General features: G+C 63.5%; 18 protein-coding genes and 1 riboswitch. Of the genes, 11 read left to right on the top strand and 7 right to left on the bottom strand.

From position 1 onward, the window contains the following. Positions 1-72: 72 nt before the first annotated feature. A riboswitch (TPP riboswitch) is annotated at positions 73-165 on the top strand. From thiO to IZ6_RS09010, 4 genes are all read left to right on the top strand, one after another. Further along, positions 156-1,334, top strand: a complete 1,179-nt coding sequence (gene thiO, locus IZ6_RS09025; protein WP_222874742.1) for a glycine oxidase ThiO — start codon at positions 156-158, stop codon at positions 1,332-1,334. (Overlaps the previous riboswitch by 10 nt.) A 6-nt stretch (positions 1,335-1,340) precedes the next feature. Beyond that, positions 1,341-1,547: a sulfur carrier protein ThiS gene (gene thiS / locus IZ6_RS09020; RefSeq protein WP_222874741.1), complete on the top strand. Its 207-nt coding sequence runs from the start codon at positions 1,341-1,343 to the stop codon at positions 1,545-1,547. 2 nt (positions 1,548-1,549) lie between these two features. Further along, entirely contained in the window at positions 1,550-2,335 is a 786-nt protein-coding gene (gene thiG / locus IZ6_RS09015) for a thiazole synthase (protein ID WP_222874740.1), read from the top strand. Between the two features lie 4 nt (positions 2,336-2,339). Then, a complete protein-coding gene (locus IZ6_RS09010; protein ID WP_222874739.1) occupies positions 2,340-2,969 on the top strand; it encodes a thiamine phosphate synthase in 630 nt (209 codons plus the stop codon). Here the strand turns inward: IZ6_RS09010 and IZ6_RS09005 are convergent. The 3 genes from IZ6_RS09005 to trpC are packed head-to-tail and all read right to left on the bottom strand — an operon-like array spanning position 2,947 to position 5,475. After that, positions 2,947-4,176, bottom strand: a complete 1,230-nt coding sequence (locus IZ6_RS09005; RefSeq protein WP_222874738.1) for a molybdopterin molybdotransferase MoeA — start codon at positions 4,174-4,176, stop codon at positions 2,947-2,949. The two genes, IZ6_RS09010 and IZ6_RS09005, sit on opposite strands and share 23 nt — an antisense overlap. A 1-nt stretch (position 4,177) precedes the next feature. Continuing rightward, complete coding sequence (moaC, locus tag IZ6_RS09000; RefSeq protein WP_222874737.1) at positions 4,178-4,657, bottom strand: cyclic pyranopterin monophosphate synthase MoaC; 480 nt, start codon at positions 4,655-4,657, stop codon at positions 4,178-4,180. A gap of 2 nt (positions 4,658-4,659) precedes the next feature. Continuing rightward, positions 4,660-5,475 (bottom strand): indole-3-glycerol phosphate synthase TrpC, encoded by an 816-nt coding sequence (trpC, locus tag IZ6_RS08995; protein ID WP_222874736.1) that lies wholly within the window; start codon positions 5,473-5,475, stop codon positions 4,660-4,662. A gap of 155 nt (positions 5,476-5,630) precedes the next feature. On the opposite strand from trpC, the gene IZ6_RS08990 reads away from it, so the two are divergent. Both IZ6_RS08990 and IZ6_RS08985 read left to right on the top strand, forming a co-directional pair. Then, positions 5,631-6,755, top strand: coding sequence for an OpgC family protein (locus IZ6_RS08990; protein ID WP_222874735.1), 1,125 nt, complete (start codon positions 5,631-5,633; stop codon positions 6,753-6,755). Further along, positions 6,698-7,393 (top strand): hypothetical protein, encoded by a 696-nt coding sequence (locus IZ6_RS08985; protein ID WP_222874734.1) that lies wholly within the window; start codon positions 6,698-6,700, stop codon positions 7,391-7,393. The genes IZ6_RS08990 and IZ6_RS08985 overlap by 58 nt, the downstream gene beginning before the upstream one ends. Positions 7,394-7,505: 112 nt before the next feature. On the opposite strand, the gene trpD is transcribed toward IZ6_RS08985, so the two are convergent. Continuing rightward, positions 7,506-8,519: an anthranilate phosphoribosyltransferase gene (gene trpD, locus IZ6_RS08980; RefSeq protein ID WP_222874733.1), complete on the bottom strand. Its 1,014-nt coding sequence runs from the start codon at positions 8,517-8,519 to the stop codon at positions 7,506-7,508. A 1-nt stretch (position 8,520) separates the two neighbouring features. Next, on the bottom strand, positions 8,521-9,117 hold the full coding sequence (locus tag IZ6_RS08975) for an anthranilate synthase component II (protein WP_222874732.1): 597 nt from the start codon (positions 9,115-9,117) through the stop codon (positions 8,521-8,523). Positions 9,118-9,212: 95 nt separating this feature from the next. On the opposite strand from IZ6_RS08975, the gene IZ6_RS08970 reads away from it, so the two are divergent. Then, complete coding sequence (locus IZ6_RS08970) at positions 9,213-10,376, top strand: winged helix-turn-helix domain-containing protein (RefSeq protein WP_222874731.1); 1,164 nt, start codon at positions 9,213-9,215, stop codon at positions 10,374-10,376. Positions 10,377-10,379: 3 nt separating this feature from the next. Here the strand turns inward: IZ6_RS08970 and trpE are convergent, their stop codons facing one another. Further along, entirely contained in the window at positions 10,380-11,894 is a 1,515-nt protein-coding gene (trpE, locus tag IZ6_RS08965) for an anthranilate synthase component I (protein ID WP_222874730.1), read from the bottom strand. Positions 11,895-11,899: 5 nt separating this feature from the next. Further along, positions 11,900-13,789, bottom strand: a complete 1,890-nt coding sequence (locus IZ6_RS08960) for a SurA N-terminal domain-containing protein (protein ID WP_222874729.1) — start codon at positions 13,787-13,789, stop codon at positions 11,900-11,902. Positions 13,790-13,942: 153 nt separating this feature from the next. Here IZ6_RS08960 and tpiA point away from each other — a divergent pair, with 153 nt between their 5' ends. The 4 genes from tpiA (at position 13,943) to kdsA (ending at position 17,704) form a co-directional block, all read left to right on the top strand. Continuing rightward, positions 13,943-14,692 (top strand): triose-phosphate isomerase, encoded by a 750-nt coding sequence (gene tpiA, locus IZ6_RS08955; protein ID WP_222874728.1) that lies wholly within the window; start codon positions 13,943-13,945, stop codon positions 14,690-14,692. Between the two features lie 82 nt (positions 14,693-14,774). Next, positions 14,775-15,158: a preprotein translocase subunit SecG gene (gene secG / locus IZ6_RS08950; protein ID WP_222874727.1), complete on the top strand. Its 384-nt coding sequence runs from the start codon at positions 14,775-14,777 to the stop codon at positions 15,156-15,158. Positions 15,159-15,232: 74 nt separating this feature from the next. Next, a complete protein-coding gene (locus IZ6_RS08945; RefSeq protein ID WP_222874726.1) occupies positions 15,233-16,861 on the top strand; it encodes a CTP synthase in 1,629 nt (542 codons plus the stop codon). A gap of 9 nt (positions 16,862-16,870) precedes the next feature. Next, positions 16,871-17,704 carry a 3-deoxy-8-phosphooctulonate synthase gene (gene kdsA / locus IZ6_RS08940; protein ID WP_222874725.1) on the top strand — a complete coding sequence of 278 codons (834 nt, stop codon included), beginning with the start codon at positions 16,871-16,873 and terminating at the stop codon, positions 17,702-17,704. The last annotated feature ends 36 nt before the right edge of the window (positions 17,705-17,740 follow it).

Genomic DNA, 17,740 nt, shown 5'->3' with positions numbered 1-17,740 from the left:
AATCGCCTGAGAATCCGTGTAGAATACTCCTGTCTGACGGCTTGCATGGGGTCCCGAACGGCCTTATCTCACCGTCATATGCCGGGGTGCTGCGAAAGCGGCTGAGAACAAACCCGACGAACCTGCCTGGGTAATGCCAGCGAAGGGAGCGTAGGTTGGACAAGATCATCAATATCGATGGGCGGAAGGCCGGTGAGGCCCGCTTTGACGCTGCCATTGTCGGCGGCGGCATTATCGGGCTTTCCATTGGCTGGAAGCTTTTGCAGCGCGGCCTGTCGGTCGCGATCTTCGAGCGGGACCAGGTCGGCTCGGGCGCGACGCGCGCCGCCACCGGCATGCTGGCCGCGACGGCTGAGGTTGAGCCCGGCGAGGACGATCTTCTGCCGCTGACTTTGGCCAGCCAGGGCCTGTGGCGGGATTTCGCGACCGAACTTGAAGCCGTAAGCGGCGTCTCCGTCGATTACCGGCCGGAAGGCACCATGGTCGTCGCGCTGTCGCGCGATGAGGTGGATCGCCTGCGCTTCCGCCACGATCTGCAAATGCGGCTCGGCATCAAATCGGTCTGGCTTTCCGGCACTCTGGCGCGCGAGCGCGAGCCGGGGCTTCGCCCCAATGTCTCGGGCGCCATCTGGTGCGAACAGGATCACCAGGTCGATGCGCGCCTGGTCGCGAAAGCTCTGGCGAAAGCGTTCGTCAAAGCCGGCGGCGCGTTGTTCGAAAACACAAAGGTCGTCTCGCTCGAGCGCCAAGGCGGCAAGGTGACGGGCCTCACGACAGAGACCGAAACCTATTCCGCCGGAACTGTGGTTCTTGCGGCCGGCGCCTGGTCGCCGGAGCTCGTGCAGGGGCTCGAACTTCCCGTGCGTCCGCTGAAGGGCCAGTCCATCGCGCTCCGCATGGACCCGCGCATGCCGGCGCTGACCCATATCGTATGGACGGAACAGATCCATATGGCGCCGAAAGGCGATGGGCGTTTGATCATCGGCGCGACGGTCGAGGAGCGCGGCTTCGACAAGTCCAACACCGCGGGCGGTCTGTTTGCCCTGCTTGAAGCTGCGCGCCGCGTTCTTCCGGGCACGGAGGAACTCGCCGTGGACGAAATCTGGACGGGCTTCCGCCCGACTTCGCTCGACGATGCGCCGATCCTCGGCGAAGTCGGCATTGAGGGCCTTGTCGTTGCGACCGGCCATCACCGCAACGGCATTCTCCTCGCGCCGGTGACGGCACGCGCGCTATCTTCGCTGATTGTGGATGGGCGTATGGACGGGCCGGAGACAGCGTTTACTTTTCAGCGGTTCGGCAAGAATTCCGACCGTTTGACTCAAGGGCTCTAAGAGAAAATGGAACTGACAATTAACGGCCAGGCGAAGACGATCGAGGCGGCGAACATCGCCCAGCTTCTCGCCGCCGAACTTGAGGAAGGCCATAGCCAGCGCGGCATCGCCGTCGCCGTCAATGGCGAGGTCGTGCCGAAGACCCAGTGGGAAACGGCGCGCATTCATGCTGGCGACCGCGTGGAAATCGTTCGCGCACTGCCGGGAGGTTGAAGATGACCGACACGACGATCTTTGACGATCCGCTTGTTGTTGCCGGCGAGAGTTTTCGCTCGCGGCTGTGGATCGGCACGGCCGGCTATCCCAATCAAAAGGTCCTGCTCGACTCGGTGAAGGCGAGCCGCGCCGAGATGGTGACCATGTCTATCCGCCGCGTCTCTTTGGCGGGGCAGGGCTTCGACACCGTCAAACTGCTGAAGGACTATAAATTCCTGCCGAACACCGCGGGCTGCGAAACCGCGCGCGATGCGATCCTCACGGCGGAACTGGCGCGTGAAGCGCTTGAGACCAACTGGATCAAACTCGAAGTCATCGGCGACCGCGAAACGCTGTATCCCGATGTGCAGGAGCTTCTGAAGGCGACGGAAGAGCTGATCTCTCGCGGTTTCACCGTGCTGCCCTATTGTAACGACGACCCCGTGATCTGCCAGCGGCTCGCCGATCTCGGCGCCGCCGCCGTCATGCCGATGGGCTCGCTGATCGGTTCGGGCATGGGCGTTGCCAACCCGGCGAATATCGAACTCATCTGCAAGCGCTCGCCGGTTCCGGTGGTGGTCGATGCCGGCATCGGCACGGCCTCCGACGCGGTCATCGCCATGGAGCTCGGCGCTTCGGCCGTTCTCCTGAACACGGCGGTCGCCAAGGCGGCCGATCCGGTGCGTATGGCCGCCGCCATGGGCCATGCCGTCGATGCCGGGCGGTTGGCCTATCTCGCCGGACGTATCCCCCGAAGGGGAAGGGCAGAGCCTTCCAGCCCGCAGCTTGGTCTTGTAGGCTCATAAAGCCATGGCCGATCTGCCCCGCATTCTCGTCATCACCGACCGAACTCAGGTCCGGACGACGGTCGAGAATGTGGTACGGGCGGTCTGCAAGGAAGCGGGCTGCACCTGGGTGCTGCTGCGCGACCGCGATCTGCCGCCGCTCGAGCGGCGGCGCATGGCCCAGCGTCTCCGCGAAGTCACCAATGAGTGCAAGGCGAAGCTCTCGATCAGCAGCGATGCGCAGCTCGCCGCCGATGTGGGCGCCGAGGGCGTGCATCTGCAGCGCGTCAGCGATATCGACGGCGTGCGCGCGCTTTTGCCGAAAGGCTGGATCGGCGTCTCCGCTCATTCGGTCGCCGAAGTGCGCCTCGCCAAGGAAGAGGGCGCCGATTACGTGACGCTCAGCCCCATCTTCCCGACCGAATCCAAACCCGGCTACGGCCCGCCGCTCGGTCTCGAAACCATCCGCGAGGCATCGGCGATCGGCATTCCGATCTTTGCGCTCGGCGGGATTACGCCGCGTTCCGGCTTCTCCTGCGTCGAGGCCGGGGCCTATGGCTTTGCCGTGATGGGCACGGTGATGCGGGCGTCTTCGCCCGGCAAAGTCATCCGCGATTACGCCGCGGCTTTCGCTACGAGCTCGTCCCGAGCCTGATGATCCGGCACGGATCGCCGGCTTTACGTGCCGGCTCCTCCGCCGGACGCACGATCAAACATTCGGCTTCCGCCAGAACCCGCATCATCGACGAATCCTGACGCGGGAAGGGTGTGGCGATGGCCGCCGCATCTTCGCGTGCCTTGAGCGTTCCGCGCAGATAATCGGCGCGCCAGTCATTCGCCGGAAGGTCCGAGCCGAGAACGGCATGTTCCAGCGCATGGTGGATGTCGGTGCGGCCCTGCAGCGCGCGCAGCAGCGGCACGACGAACAGCATCGCGCCGGTATAGGCCGAGACCGGATTGCCGGGCAGGCCGATGACGCGCATATCGCCGATCCGTCCATACATGATCGGGCGGCCGGGACGCATGGCGATGCGCCAGAATTCAAGCTTCATGCCTTCGTTCTTGAAGGCCTCCTGCACGAGATCGTGCTCGCCGACCGAGGCGCCGCCGGTCGTCACCAGAACATCGGCGCCTTCCTTGCGCGCGCGGCGTACGGCGGCCTGGATGTCGCTGAGTTTGTCGGGGGCGATGCCGAGATCGATCACCTCGCCGCAGGCGGCGCTGACAACGCCGCCGACCATATAGGAGTTCGAGGCCGTAATCTGCGCCGGGCCGGGCACCGCATCCGGCGAAACGAGTTCATCGCCTGTCGCCAGCACCGCGACGCGCGGACGGCGGGCCAATTGAAGGCGCAAATGACCGGTCGCGGCGGCCAGCGCCAGGGCGCGCGTCGAGAGCGCAGTGCCCGCCGGGATCAGAAGATCTCCGCCCTTGAAGTCGATGCCTGCGGCGCGGATATGCTGGCCGGATCTTGTGTCTTCGCGCACGTGAATGCGTGTGCCGGAACGCACCGCATTTTCCTGGATAAGAACCGAGTCCGCGCCTTCGGGCACTGCACCGCCGGTGAATATGCGGACCGCTTCGCCCGGCTTCACGCGCCCCGAAAAAATATGGCCGGCTGCGGCTTCGCCGATCACGTCGAGCTGGGCGCCGACCGTCGCGTCGGCGGCGATGACGGCATAGCCGTCCATGGCGGAAGAAGCGAAAGGCGGCTGTGTGCGTTTAGCGATGACGGGCTCGGCGAGCGTGCGGCCCAGCGCGTCGTACACGGAGACGATCTCATCACCAAGACGGCCCGCGCCGTCGAGCACGCGGCTGAGCGCGTCTTCGACGGAAAGCAGGCTTTTGCCGGGGGGCGCCATGTCAGTCCGGCGCGCGCCAGTCGCCGGTGCGTCCGCCCTTTTTGGAAAGAAGCCGGATATTTTCGATGCGCATGCCGCGATCGACGGCTTTTGCCATGTCGTAGATCGTCAGGCACGCGACGGACACCGCCGTCATGGCTTCCATTTCGACACCGGTCTGGGCGTTGACCTTCGCCGTGCAGGCGACGTGGAAGCCGGGCAGGGCATGATCGGGCGTGATGTCGAGAATGATTTTCGCCAGCATCAGCGGATGGCAGAGCGGAATGAGATCGGCCGTGCGCTTGGCCGCCATAATGCCGGCAATGCGTGCCGCGCCGATGACATCGCCCTTCTTGGCGTCGCCGCGCAAAATGAGATCCAGCGTTTCCTTGGCCATGACGACGCGGCCTTCGGCGCGCGCCTCGCGATCGGTTTCCGGTTTTTCCGACACATCGACCATGCGGGCTTCGCCGGTCTCAGAGATATGCGTGAGCTTTGTCATGATCACTCCGCCGCCGAACGGGCGCCGGACGGCGCGAGAAGCGTGCGCGTTGCAGCTTCGACATCGGCCTGCCGCATCAGGCTCTCGCCGACAAGAATCGTATTCGCGCCGGCGGCGGCCAGACGCGCGACATCGGTCGGCGTGAAGATGCCGCTCTCGCCGACAATGATGCGGTCTTTCGGAATCATCGGCGCAAGGCGCTCCGTCACTTCGAGCGAGACGTCGAAGGTTCTGAGATCGCGATTGTTGATACCGATCATCCGCGCATCGAGCTTCAGCGCCCGCTCAAGCTCGGCCTCGTTATGGACTTCGGCCAGAACGTCGAGGCCGAAGTCCTTTGCGGCGGCTGCAAGCTCCTTGGCCTCCGCGTCGGTGACGCCGGCGAGGATGATGAGAATACAGTCCGCGCCCCAGGCGCGGGCTTCGGCCACTTGATAGGCCTCGTACAGGAAATCCTTGCGCAGGGCCGGGAGGCCCGAGGCCGCCCGGGCCTCGTTCAAAAATTCCGGCGCACCCTGAAAGCTCGGCCGGTCGGTGAGGACGGAAAGGCAGGCGGCACCGCCCTTCGAATAGGCCAGAGCAAGGCCGGCAGGGTCGAAGTCCTCGCGGATCAAGCCTCTGGAAGGGCTCGCTTTTTTGACTTCGGCGATAAGCGCCGTCTGGCTCGAAGCGATCTTTTTGGCAATAGCGTCGGCAAAGCCGCGCACGGGCGCAGCCGCGCGCGCCGCCTTCTCCACCTCTTTGAGGGGGCGGGCGGCTTTGGCCTCGGCGATCTCGCGCCGCTTATAGGCTTCGATTTGCGACAGGATGTCGGACATGGGGAGGGTCTACCGATTTTCGGGTGCCCCTGAAAGCCCCAGCCGGCTGAAGGCTTAATCGGGGTTTTCAATCACTCCCGAAGATGTGTTCGCCTATCGGCTGGTGCGACGACCGGCGCGGTAGAAATAAGGGGCGAGCCCCGTAAAGTCGCGTCATGGGTTCCCGCGAAAACACCAGGCTGCTCAGCGTCGATTTCTGGCGCGGGCTCGCGCTTCTGACGATTTTCGTGAACCACATTCCCGGCAATATGTTCGAGCGGTTCACGCATCGGAACTTCGGTTTCTCCGATGCGACCGAGGTGTTCGTGATGCTTGCGGGTGTCGCGGCGGCGCTTGCTTATCTGCCGCGCTTTCGCCGCGGCCATGCGGGCACGACGAGCTTCCGCATCGTACAGCGCGCCTTCCAGCTTTATATGGCGCATATCGTTCTCATCATCGTGTGCGGCGCGATCATCGCGCATTCCGTCGCGACGACCGGCGACATGCGCTATTTCGAGGCTCTGCATCTCGACATTCTGATCAACGACACGGTGCCGGGTCTTGTCGGTCTGGCCGCGCTCGGTCTGCAGCCGGCCTATCTCAACATTCTGCCGCTCTACATCGTGCTGCTCATCATGGCGCCGGTTCTGCTGTTTCTCGCCGGGCGCAGCCTTGTGGCCATGCTTGCGCTGTCCGGTGCGCTGTATCTTGCTTCGCAGCTGTTGTGGTTGAACTTTCCGACCTATCCGTCGGAAGGCTGGTGGTTTCTCAATCCGCTGTGCTGGCAGCTTCTGTTCGCCATCGGCATTGCGCTCGGCGCCAAAATCATCGACGGCGGCTGGCCACAGTTTCCGCGATGGCTGCTCTGGATCTCCTGCACCTATCTCGCGGTTTCCTGCGTATGGATCGTCAGCGGCTTTTATCCGAGCTGGAACCCGCACTGGATTCCGCGCTTCATCTGGGATTTCGACAAGACCAATCTTTTCCTGCCGCGGCTGCTGCATGTGCTGGCGCTGACTTATGTCGCCGCGCATCTGCCGGTGGAACGCTGGCTGCGTGACAACGAATTGATGCGGCCCTTCGTTGTGCTCGGCCGCCACTCGCTGGCGGTGTTCTGCCTGGGAACAGTATTTGCAATCGCCGCACAAATGGTGCGTGCGCAGTTCGGCGGCTCGCCGGGACTGGACACGATCCTCATTACATCTGGTATTCTGTCTCAACTCGTTCTTGCCGGAGTGCTCGAATGGTATCGCTCAGGAAGCTCGGCGCTGTCCGCTGCCTCGCAGCGTCAGCACTCGTAGTCCTCACCGCCTGGCCGTCTGCGGCGGGTTTCTCGCCGCACTGCAAGGTGCCGGACGCCTATCTGAAATTCGCCGGCAATCTCGACCGGACGGAGGCGCTCATCCTGCGCAAACGTCCGGTGCGCGTGCTCGTTCTCGCGCCGGCGGCGCAGGCCGTACAGACTTTGGAAAACGCGCTGGAAGGGCGGATGCCCGGCGTCAGCTTCGATGTCTCGGCGAGCCTGTCGCCGGGTCTTGCCGAAGAGGATTTCGAGAGCATGCGCACGCTCGTCTCGCGCGCGGCGCCCGATCTTGTGATCTGGCAGGTCGGCACCGCCGATGCGCTGGCGTCCAGCAATATCGATGAATTCGAGCTTGTACTTGACAAGGCATCCGACTGGATCGACCGGCAAGGGCCCGATCTTGTCTTCGTCGATCCGCCTTTCGTGCCGCATGTAAAGCATGAGCGGCTCTATGTGCCGATTGTCGGGGAAATCGAAGAGGTGTCGAAAAGCGAAGCGGTGCCGGTGATCCGCCGTTACGCATCGATGCAATATCTGTCGCAGCAGAGCGCAAAGCTCGCTTTGCCGGTGCTCGATCAGAAACCATGCGTGGCGGAGATCATGGCCGAGGCGATCACGCGCTCGGTGCAGCAGTAATCCCGACGCTTCAGCCTCATGGTGAGGAGCGAGCAAAGCTCGCGTCTCGAACCATGGGAACTCCGCGGCCCATCCTTCGAGACGCAGGCTTCGGCGGCTCCTCAGGATGAGGTCAGGCGTTCGAGACGCGGATAAGGTTTTCCAGCCGCTCTTTGGCGGCGCCGGTATCGATGCTGCGGCCCGCCAGCACAACGCCATCGGCGAGATTGTCGGCCTTGCCCGCAACGACAATGCCCGCCGCAGCATTCAGCACAGCCACATCGCGATAGGCGCTTTGCTCGCCGTTGAGAACGCCGCGCAGCGCGGTGGCGTTCACGCTCGCATCGCCGCCCTTCAGATCATCCGCCGAGCAGCAGATGAGGCCGAGCTCTTCGGGATGAATGTCGAAGATGCGGACCTTTCCGTCCTTCACTTCTGCGGCGAAGGTTTTGCCGGTGCCGGTGATCTCGTCGAGACCGTCCGAGCCGTGGACGACCCAGGCATGCTCGGTGCCGAGTTGGGCGAGGGCGTTGGCGATGGGTTCGACCCAGGTGGGGGCGAACACGCCGACCATCATGCGCTTGACGCCGGCCGGGTTCGAAAGCGGGCCGAGAATGTTGAAAATGGTGCGGATGCCCATTTCGACCCGCACCGGGCCGACATGCTTCATCGCCGCATGATGGTTGGGCGCAAACATGAAGCCGATGCCGGCCTCGTTGATGCACTGCGAAATCTTTTCGGGGGCAAGATCGATCTTGACGCCGAGCGCCGTCAGGACATCGGCAGCGCCCGATTTCGAGGAGAGCGCGCGGTTGCCGTGCTTTGCGACGGGAACGCCCGCACCCGCGACAATGAAGGCCGCGCAGGTGGAGATATTGTAGGAGCCCGCGCCGTCGCCGCCGGTGCCGACGACATCGACCGCGTTTGCGGGAGCCTCGACTCTCGTCATCTTGGCGCGCATCACCGAAACCGCGCCGGCAATCTCATCCACCGTTTCGCCGCGCACGCGCAGCGCCATCAGGAATGCGCCGATCTGCGCGGGCGTTGCTTCCCCCGACATGATGATGTCGAAGGCCTCGGTCGCTTCGTCACGGGTGAGGGGTTTGCCGGTTGAGACGCGGGCGATGAAGGGGCGGAAACGTTCCATGTCAGCCGCGCTTCTTGTTCCATTCTTCGGCGAGCTTCAGAAAGTTCGCGAAGATGGTGGAGCCGTGTTCGGAGGCGATGCTTTCCGGATGGAACTGCACGCCGTGAACGGGGTGGGATTTGTGGGCCAAGCCCATGATCAGCCCGTCTTCGCTCTCGGCCGTGACTTCGAGATCCGAGGGCAGGGTTTTGCGGTCGACGATCAGCGAATGATAGCGCGTCGCATGGATCGGCTCGTTGATGCCGCGGAAGACGCTCTTGCCGGTGTGCTTGATCGTATTGACCTTGCCGTGGACCGGCACGGGCGCGCGCACGACATCGCCGCCATAGACATCGCCCATGGCCTGGAGGCCAAGGCAGATCCCGAGGATCGGCACGGTCTTGCCGGCCTTCTCAATGAGTTCACACGAGATGCCCGCCTCTTTGGGCGTGCAGGGGCCGGGTGAGATCACGATGGCGTCGGGCTTGCCCGCCAGAACCTCGTCGACGGTGGTCTTGTCGTTGCGCACGACGGTCACTTCCGCGCCCAGGCGCCCGATGGCGTGGAGCACGTTGAAGGTGAAGCTGTCGTAATTGTCGATGAGGGTGATACGGGTCATGGGCGGGTATTTAGTAGACTCAAGGCGCTGGCGCCACAATATGAAAGCGCGGTCCCCCGAAGGCGGCCCTTCCCAGGCTTAATATCCGATTCCAAATGGCAAAACGCGTTCGCAAAGAGGCCCGGGACCTGACATTGGGGCAGGCACGGGCCATCTGGCTCAGGGCCCAGAAGCTGGACGAGGCCGCGCCTTTCGGGGCGGGGCCTGCGGCTACGAAAGCCGCGGTCGAGCATCTCGGCTATGTGCAGATCGACACGATCAACGTCATCGAACGCTGCCACCATCACATCCTGTGGAGCCGCATCCCTTCCTATCGCCGCGAGCACCTGCACCGGGCCCAGACCGTGGACAGAACCGTGTTCGAATACTGGACGCATGCGCTGTCCTATATCCCGGCGCGAGATTTCCGGTTTTTCCTGCCGGCGATGAAGCGGCACCGCACGGAGCCGAGCGGCTGGTCGGCTTTGGCCTCCAAACCGGAGCTCCGCAAGGTTCTGCGCCGCATCCGCGAGACCGGCGCGCTGACGATCCGCGATATCGATGACGATGTTCTGGTCGAGAAGGACCATCCCTGGGCGAGCCGCAAGCCCTCGAAGCGCGCTCTGCAGCTCGCTTTCTACAATGGTCTCGTCACCATCAGCGAACGCGTCGGCATGGTCAAAACCTATGAGCTGATCGACCGGCATTTCGGCTGGGACGCGCCGCCAAAGCCCGCCACGCAGGCTCAGATATTTGAGTATCTGCTGGACCGGGCGCTCACCGCGCAGGGCGTCGTCAGCCTCGATTCCGCCTGCCATCTTGCCGCGCCGATGAAGCCCGGCATCCGCGCGCTCATCGAAAAGCGTGTGCGCAAAAAACTGCTTGTTCCCGTCGCGATTGAGGGCGCCGGGAAGCAGGAGCATTGGGCGGCGCCGCAGACGCTGGAGGAGGTGCCGAAGAACGAGGGCGGTCTCGTTCACATCCTGTCGCCCTTCGATCCGCTGATCATCCAGCGCAAGCGTTTGAAATTATTCTTCGGCTACGACCATCTGTTCGAAGCGTATGTACCGAAGGAAAAGCGTGTGTTCGGCTATTTCGCTCTGCCAGTCCTGGTGGGTGACGAAATTGTCGCCGCCATCGACATCAAGACCGACCGGCAGAAGCAGAAGCTCGACATCAAGAAATGGTCATGGCTCGGCGCGAAAAAGCACAAACCCGAGATCGAAAAGGCGCTGGAGAAATTCGAGCGCTTTCAGCTCGCATCGGACGCTGAAGACTAGGGTTTACTGTCCGCGTTTGCCGAGGCTGGCGAAACGCACGGCCTCTTCCGCCGCGCGGAACTGGGCGCGGGCCTTGTTGATGCATTCGGCCTGTTCGCTTTTCGGCACGCTGTCGGCAACGATGCCGGCGCCGGCCTGCGCATACATTTTGCCGTTCTTCACCACCGAGGTACGCAGAGCGATGCAGGTGTCCATCGAGCCGTTGGCGCCGAAATAGCCGACACAGCCCGCATAGACGCCGCGTTTGTCCTTCTCCAGCTCGTCGATGATTTCCATCGCCCGCACTTTTGGCGCGCCGGACACCGTGCCCGCGGGAAAGCCTGCGACCAGGGCATCGAGTGCATCGTGTCCGGGGGCGATCTTGCCCTCGACATTCGAGACGATGTGCATCACGTGCGAATAATATTCGAGAAAGAACTGGTCGGTGACTTCGACCGTGCCGATTTCGGCGACGCGGCCGACATCGTTGCGCCCGAGATCGAGCAGCATCAGGTGTTCGGCGCGCTCTTTCGGATCGGCAAGAAGATCGTCAGCAAATTCGCGATCCTCGGCAGGCGTTGCGCCGCGCGGGCGCGTGCCGGCGATCGGCCGGATGGTGACGACGCCGTCGCGCAGACGCACCAGGATTTCCGGGCTCGAACAGACGATCTGGAAGCCGCCGAAATCGAGATAGACGAGGAAGGGCGCCGGGTTGACGCGGCGCAGCGCGCGGTAAAGCGCAAAGGGCGGCAGTTCGAACGGCGCCTCGAAGCGCTGCGAGAGCACGACCTGGAAGATGTCGCCGGCGGCGATGTATTCCTTGGCGCGTGCGACCATCGCAAGATATTCGTCTTCGCTCGTGTTCGAGACGAGCGCTGGCAGCGGGTGGTCCGTCGCGTCCGCGTCGGGTTTCTTCAGCGGCTTGTCGAGCGCATCGACCACTTCGCCGATGCGCTCAACGGCGCGGGCGAGCGCCGCATCGGAGGATACGCCCGGTTCGACGCGCGCCGGCGTCACGACCGTGATCTCGTCCTTCACCGCATCGAAAATCACCATCACCGTCGGGCGCATCATCAGCGCGTCCGGAACGTTCAGCGCGTCGGGATTCGGGTCCGCCAGCTCTTCCATATGGCGGACCATGTCGTAGCTGAGATAGCCGAACACGCCCGCCGCCATAGGCGGCAGAGTGTCGGGCATAGCGATGGCGCTCTCGGCGAGCAACGCGCGCAGCGAATCGAGCGGCGGCAGGCCTGCCGGCTCAAACGCTTCAGCGTCCGTCATCGGTTTGCGATTGATGTCGGCGGTCTTGCCGGTGCAGCGCCAGATGAGATCGGGCTTCAGCCCGATCATCGAATACCGGCCGCGCGTCGCGCCGCCTTCGACGGATTCGAGCAGGAAGGCGTTGGGTCTTCCGTCTGCAAGCTTCAGAAAAGCGGACACCGGCGTTTCGAGATCGGCAACGAGCGTCGTCCAGACAACCTGAGGCCGTCCGGCGGAGTAGGCTGCCGCAAACCCGTCCGCTGTCGGTTCGATGCGCATAGCCGTTACTGCTGGTCGGTGGAGATGCCGAGCGCGGTCGCAAGCACCTGGTTGTTGATCGAGGAGCCGAGATCGTTCTGCAGCTGCAGCACATATTGCGAGGCGAGATCGTTCTCGACGGTCTCGGCGACACGGCCCGCGAGGTTTTGCGCTTCGAGGCTCTGCGGATCGAAAGCCGGAACCTCGATGCCGGTGACTTCGAAGACGACGCGGCCGTCCTCAGTGTCGGGTGCCGAACCGAACCCGCCCTGCGCAGTCGCAAAAATCTGCGAGCCGACGCTTGCGCCAAGATCGCCGCCGCGGCGGTCGATCTTGTCCGCCGTCTGCACCTTCGCGTTTTCGCGCGCGGCGAGATCGGCGAGCTTCAGCGAACCTGCACGAAGATCCTTCAGCGCGGTGTCGATTTTGGCGTCGAGCTGCTTGCGCGCTTCTTCAATTCTCCAGCGCGTCAGCACGTCGTCCTTGGCTTCGTCATAGGTGCGCTCGCGCGCCGGATCGACCTTGGTCACGTCGAACCAGATATAGCCGCCGCCGACCATCTGCACCGGATTGTTCTCGACCCCGACATCGGACTGATAAACTTCCGACAGAGTGAGCGGCCCGCCTGGAACATCGACAGTGTCCTTGCCGACACGGCCCTGACGGTCGACGCCGTCAAACGTCTTCAGTTCGAGGCCGTATTTCGGCGCGATCTCGGCGAGTGTCGAACCCGCGGCGCGGTCGTCTTCGATCTGGTCGTGCAGCGAGAAAATCTTGTCCTCGGCGCGCTGCTTGGCGATGTCGGCTCGCAGCGCCTCTTTGACTTCGGCGAGGCTTTTGACGCTTTCCGGCTCGATCGCGGTGACGCGCAGGATCACAGTCGAGAACTGGCCGTCGACCGGATCGCTGACTTGTCCCTGCGCCAGCGAGAAGGCGGCGTCGGCGACGGCTTTGTCGAGAATGCCGCGCTTCGTCACTTTGCCGAGCGACAGATCGGCGTCGGAGACCTTCTGCTCCTTGGCGATATCTTCGAAGCTGACGCCGCTCTTGATCTTCGCAGACGCTGCTGCCGCATCCGCCGGCGTCGGGAAGGGGATGCGCTCGACCGTGCGTTGCTCGGGCGCGCCGAACTTGTCCTTCTGCTCTTCATAGGTCTTCGCCACGTCTTCGTCGGTGACGGTTTCCTTGGCGGCGAGGGCTGTGGGGTCAGCGGCGATCAGCGCGAACGAGCGGCGCTCGGGCGCCTGGAACGTGCCTTTGCGTTCTTCATAAAAGTTCTTGAGCGTCGCTTCGTCGGGCGCGGCGATACCCGCGCCGTCCGAACGCGGCAGCACGATGTAATTGGCCGTGCGCTTCTCGTTCTGATGACGGAAGACGGCAGAGACGAGAGCGTCGGGCGCCTTGATGCTGCCGACAACGCCGTCGAGAAGCTGGCGGCGCAGCAGAAGGTTTTTCTGCAGGGCGATATAGAGCGGCTCGTTGAGATTGTTGGCGCGCAGGATCTGCGCAAAGCGGTTCGGATCGAAAGCGCCGTTCGGCCCGCGGAAATTCTGATCCTTCATGATCGCGTCCGCGACCGCCTGATCGGACATGCCGAGCTTCATGCGGCGCGCCTGCTCCTGCAGCGTGGCTTCGGCCATCATGTCGGCGAGCACGCGGCGGTCGAGACCGAGATCGCGCGCTTCCGGTGTCGTCAGCGCCCGGCCGAACTGGCTGCCCGCCGCCTGCAATTCGCGCTGGAAGCGGTCGCGGAAGGTCTGCGCGTGGATGTCGGTATCGCCAACGGTCGCCAGCGTATTGGTTGCGCCCCGGCGGAACACGTCCTCGACGCCCCAAAGGGTAAAGCTGAGCACGATCAGGCCCATGATTACCTTGAGGATGATGCCGGCCGATTTGTTACGCAGCGCTGTGAGCATGGACCTGACCTGTGGGAGGCTGAATAGGTATGGAATTTGCGGGGCATATAGCCCGAGACAGGGCGCGGATCATAGAGGCGGGGGCAAGTGCGCCGCAATCTTGCGCTGGAAGGCTCAACCGCGTCAGTTAACGGCCCGTCCATGGAGTAAAAAATGGCTCCCAAGCCGCTTGTCGCCGGAAACTGGAAGATGAACGGCCGCCGCGCCGAACTCGCGGAACTTCAAGCCATTTGCGAGGGCGTTTCCAAAGGGGCGGCGGGTTCTGCCGAGGTCGTGGTCTGCCCGCCGGCGACCCTGATCGGCGAGGCCGTGAAGGCTGCGGCCAAGACGGTCGGAATCGGCGGCCAGGACTGCCATGCGGGCAAAGACGGCGCCCATACCGGCGATATTTCCGCCGAAATGCTGGCCGATCTCGGCGCGTCCTATGTGATCGTCGGCCATTCCGAACGCCGGGCGGATCATGGCGAGACCTCGGAGGCGGTGCGGGCCAAGGCGGAGGCCGCCCTGCGCGGCGGCCTGAAGCCCATTGTCTGCATTGGCGAGACGCGCGAGGAGCGCGATGCCGGCCGGACGCTCGATGTCGTTGAAAACCAGCTCGCGGGCTCGCTGCCGGACGGTGCGACGGGGGGAAATCTCGTCATCGCCTATGAGCCGGTGTGGGCCATCGGCACGGGCCTGACCCCCACGGTGACGGACGTGGCCGAGGTCCATGCCTTTATCCGCGAAGCGCTGACCGCCAGGTTCGGGGCGGAAGGCGCAAAAATCCGGGTGCTCTATGGCGGCTCGGTAAAGCCCGCCAATGCCGGCGAATTGCTGAAAGTGGCCAATGTCGACGGCGCCCTGGTCGGTGGCGCCAGCCTCAAGGCAAGCGATTTTCTTGGAATCGCAAAGGTTTACGCTTAAAAGAACAAGTTTCACCGGCGACGGGGTGGCGGCGCGCCGCCACCTGGTGTAATCACCCGCAACTCCACCTATATCGGCCCCCATGCATACCGTCCTCATCGTCGTCCATTTGATGATCGTGCTCGCGCTCGTCGTCACCGTTCTTCTGCAGCGCTCCGAAGGCGGCGCGCTCGGCATTGGCGGAGGCGGCGGCGGCTTTATGAGCGGCCGCGGCAAGGCCAATGCGCTGACCATGACGACGGCCTGGCTGGCCGCGGGCTTTTTCGCGACCTCGATCGCGCTTGCCATCATGGCCGGCACCAACCGAGTCGCGCCGTCGCTGATCCAGCGTGCGGCGCCTCCCGGCCAGACCTCGCCCGCGGTTCCGACCAGCGGCGGTATTCTGGACACGCTTAAGCAGCCGCCGGCGGGCGCTCCCGCTCCGGCTGCACCGGCTGCTCCTTCGGCGCCGATTTCGGGCCAGTAAAGCTGTGGAGTGCGGTTTGGCCGCGCTCCTTATTTGTCGTCAAATCGAAATGCGAGAGGATAGGGTGTAAGCCCATGACGCGGTATGTTTTCATCACCGGCGGCGTGGTCTCCTCACTCGGCAAGGGTCTCGCTTCCGCAGCGCTCGGCGCGCTCCTGCAGGCACGCGGCTACAAAGTCCGCCTGCGCAAGCTCGATCCCTATCTGAACGTCGATCCGGGGACCATGAGCCCCTATCAGCACGGCGAAGTGTTCGTCACCGATGACGGCGCGGAGACCGATCTCGATCTCGGCCATTACGAGCGCTTCACCGGAATCTCGGCATCGAAGCAGGACAACATCACGACCGGCCGCATCTATCAGGAGATCATCGCCAAGGAACGCCGCGGCGATTATCTCGGCGGCACCGTGCAGGTCATTCCGCACGTCACCGACGCGATCAAGAATTTCGTCCGCGAGGGCAATGAAGGATTCGATTTTGTGCTCGTCGAAATCGGCGGCACGGTCGGCGACATCGAAGGCCTTCCCTTCTTCGAGGCGATCCGCCAGCTGGGGAATGACCTTCCGCGCGGCTCCAGCATCTATATTCATCTGACGCTGCTGCCCTTCATTCCGAGCGCCGGCGAACTGAAAACCAAGCCGACGCAGCATTCGGTGAAGGAGCTGCGCTCCATCGGCATCCAGCCCGATATCCTGTTGTGCCGCACCGATAGGCCGATCCCGGAAGATGAGCGCCGCAAGCTCGGCCTGTTCTGCAATGTGCGCGCCGAAGCCGTCATCGAAGCGCGCGATGTCGAGTCGATCTATCAGGTGCCGATCTCCTATCACGAGCAGGGGCTCGACAAGGAAGTTCTGCGCGCCTTCGGTCTCGACGCCGAAGAGAAGCCGGATCTGACGCGCTGGATCGACATCAACGACCGCATGCGCAACACCGAAGGCGAAGTCACCATCGCTATTGTCGGTAAGTACACGGGCCTGAAAGACGCCTATAAGAGCCTGATTGAGGCGCTCGTGCATGGCGGCATCGCCAATCGCTGCAAGGTCAAGCTCGACTGGATCGAGAGCGAAATCTTCGAAAAGGAAGATCCGGTTCGTCTGCTCGAAGACGCGGATGGCATTCTCGTGCCCGGCGGTTTCGGCGTGCGCGGCGTCGAAGGCAAGATCCGTGCAGCGCAGTTCGCGCGCGAACGGCAGATCCCTTATTTCGGCATTTGTCTCGGCATGCAGATGGCCGTCATTGAATCGGCGCGCAATCTCGCCGGTGTCGAGAAAGCCAATTCCACCGAATTCGGCCCGACGCCGGAACCGGTCGTCGGCCTTCTGACCGAATGGGTGCGCGGCAATGTTCTGGAGCAGCGCCGCGCGGACGGCGATCTTGGCGGCACGATGCGCCTTGGCGCCTATCAGGCCTCGTTGAAAGCGGGGTCGAAGGTCGCCGACATTTACGGCTCGACCTCGATCTCCGAGCGCCATCGCCATCGTTACGAGGTCAATACATCCTATCTCGACCGGCTGGAGCAGCGGGGGCTTCGCTTCTGCGGTATGTCGCCGGACGGCGTCCTGCCGGAAATCGTCGAGATGGAAGGCCATCCCTGGTTCATCGGCGTGCAGTTCCACCCGGAGCTGAAATCGCGCCCGTTCGAGCCGCACCCGCTCTTTGCCTCGTTCATCGAAGCCGCTCTGCATCAGAGCCGCTTGGTGTAAGGTGCGGAAATGACCGCGCACTCCACCGTCTCCCTCGGCCCCGTCTCCTTCGGCAACGCACTCCCGCTCGCGCTGATCGCGGGCCCGTGCCAGCTCGAAAGCCGCGACCATGCCTTCGAGGTCGCAACCGCGCTGAAGGAAATCTGCGCCCGTGTCGGCATCGGCCTTGTCTTCAAGACGAGCTTCGACAAAGCGAACCGCACATCGGCCAGCGCGCAGCGCGGCATCGGCCTGAAAGCGGCGCTGCCGATCTTTGCGGAAATCCGCGACAAGCTCGGCCTGCCGGTACTGACGGATGTGCACGAGATCGATCAGTGCGCCGAGGTCGCGCAAGCTGTCGATGTGCTGCAGATCCCGGCATTTCTCTCGCGCCAGACTGACCTTCTCATCGCGGCTGCGAAGACCGGCAAAGCGGTGAACGTGAAGAAGGGCCAGTTTCTCGCACCCTGGGACATGAAGAACGTCATCGAGAAGATCACGTCCGCAGGCAACCCGAATGTGCTGGTCACCGAGCGCGGGGCTTCGTTCGGCTACAACACGCTGGTCTCCGATATGCGCGCGCTGCCGATCCTGAAAGACATGGGCAAGCCGGTGATCTTCGATGCCACGCATTCGGTGCAGCAGCCGGGCGGGCAGGGCACGTCGTCGGGCGGCCAGCGCGAATTCGTGCCGGTGCTGGCGCGGGCGGCCGTGGCCGTCGGCGTTGCCGGCGTCTTCATCGAGACCCATCCCGATCCGGACAAGGCGCCGAGCGACGGGCCGAACATGATCCCGCTAAAGGACATGGAAAAGCTGCTCGGCGATCTCGTCGCTTTCGACAAGCTCGCGAAGAAAACGTCCTGAACTTTCTCTCAACCTAGTTTGAACCGGTTTGATGTC

The sequence above is a fragment of the Terrihabitans soli genome (assembly GCF_014191545.1).
Taxonomy (GTDB): Bacteria; Pseudomonadota; Alphaproteobacteria; order Rhizobiales; family Methylopilaceae; genus Flaviflagellibacter; species Flaviflagellibacter soli.
This window is presented reverse-complemented; position numbering and strand designations above follow the sequence as displayed.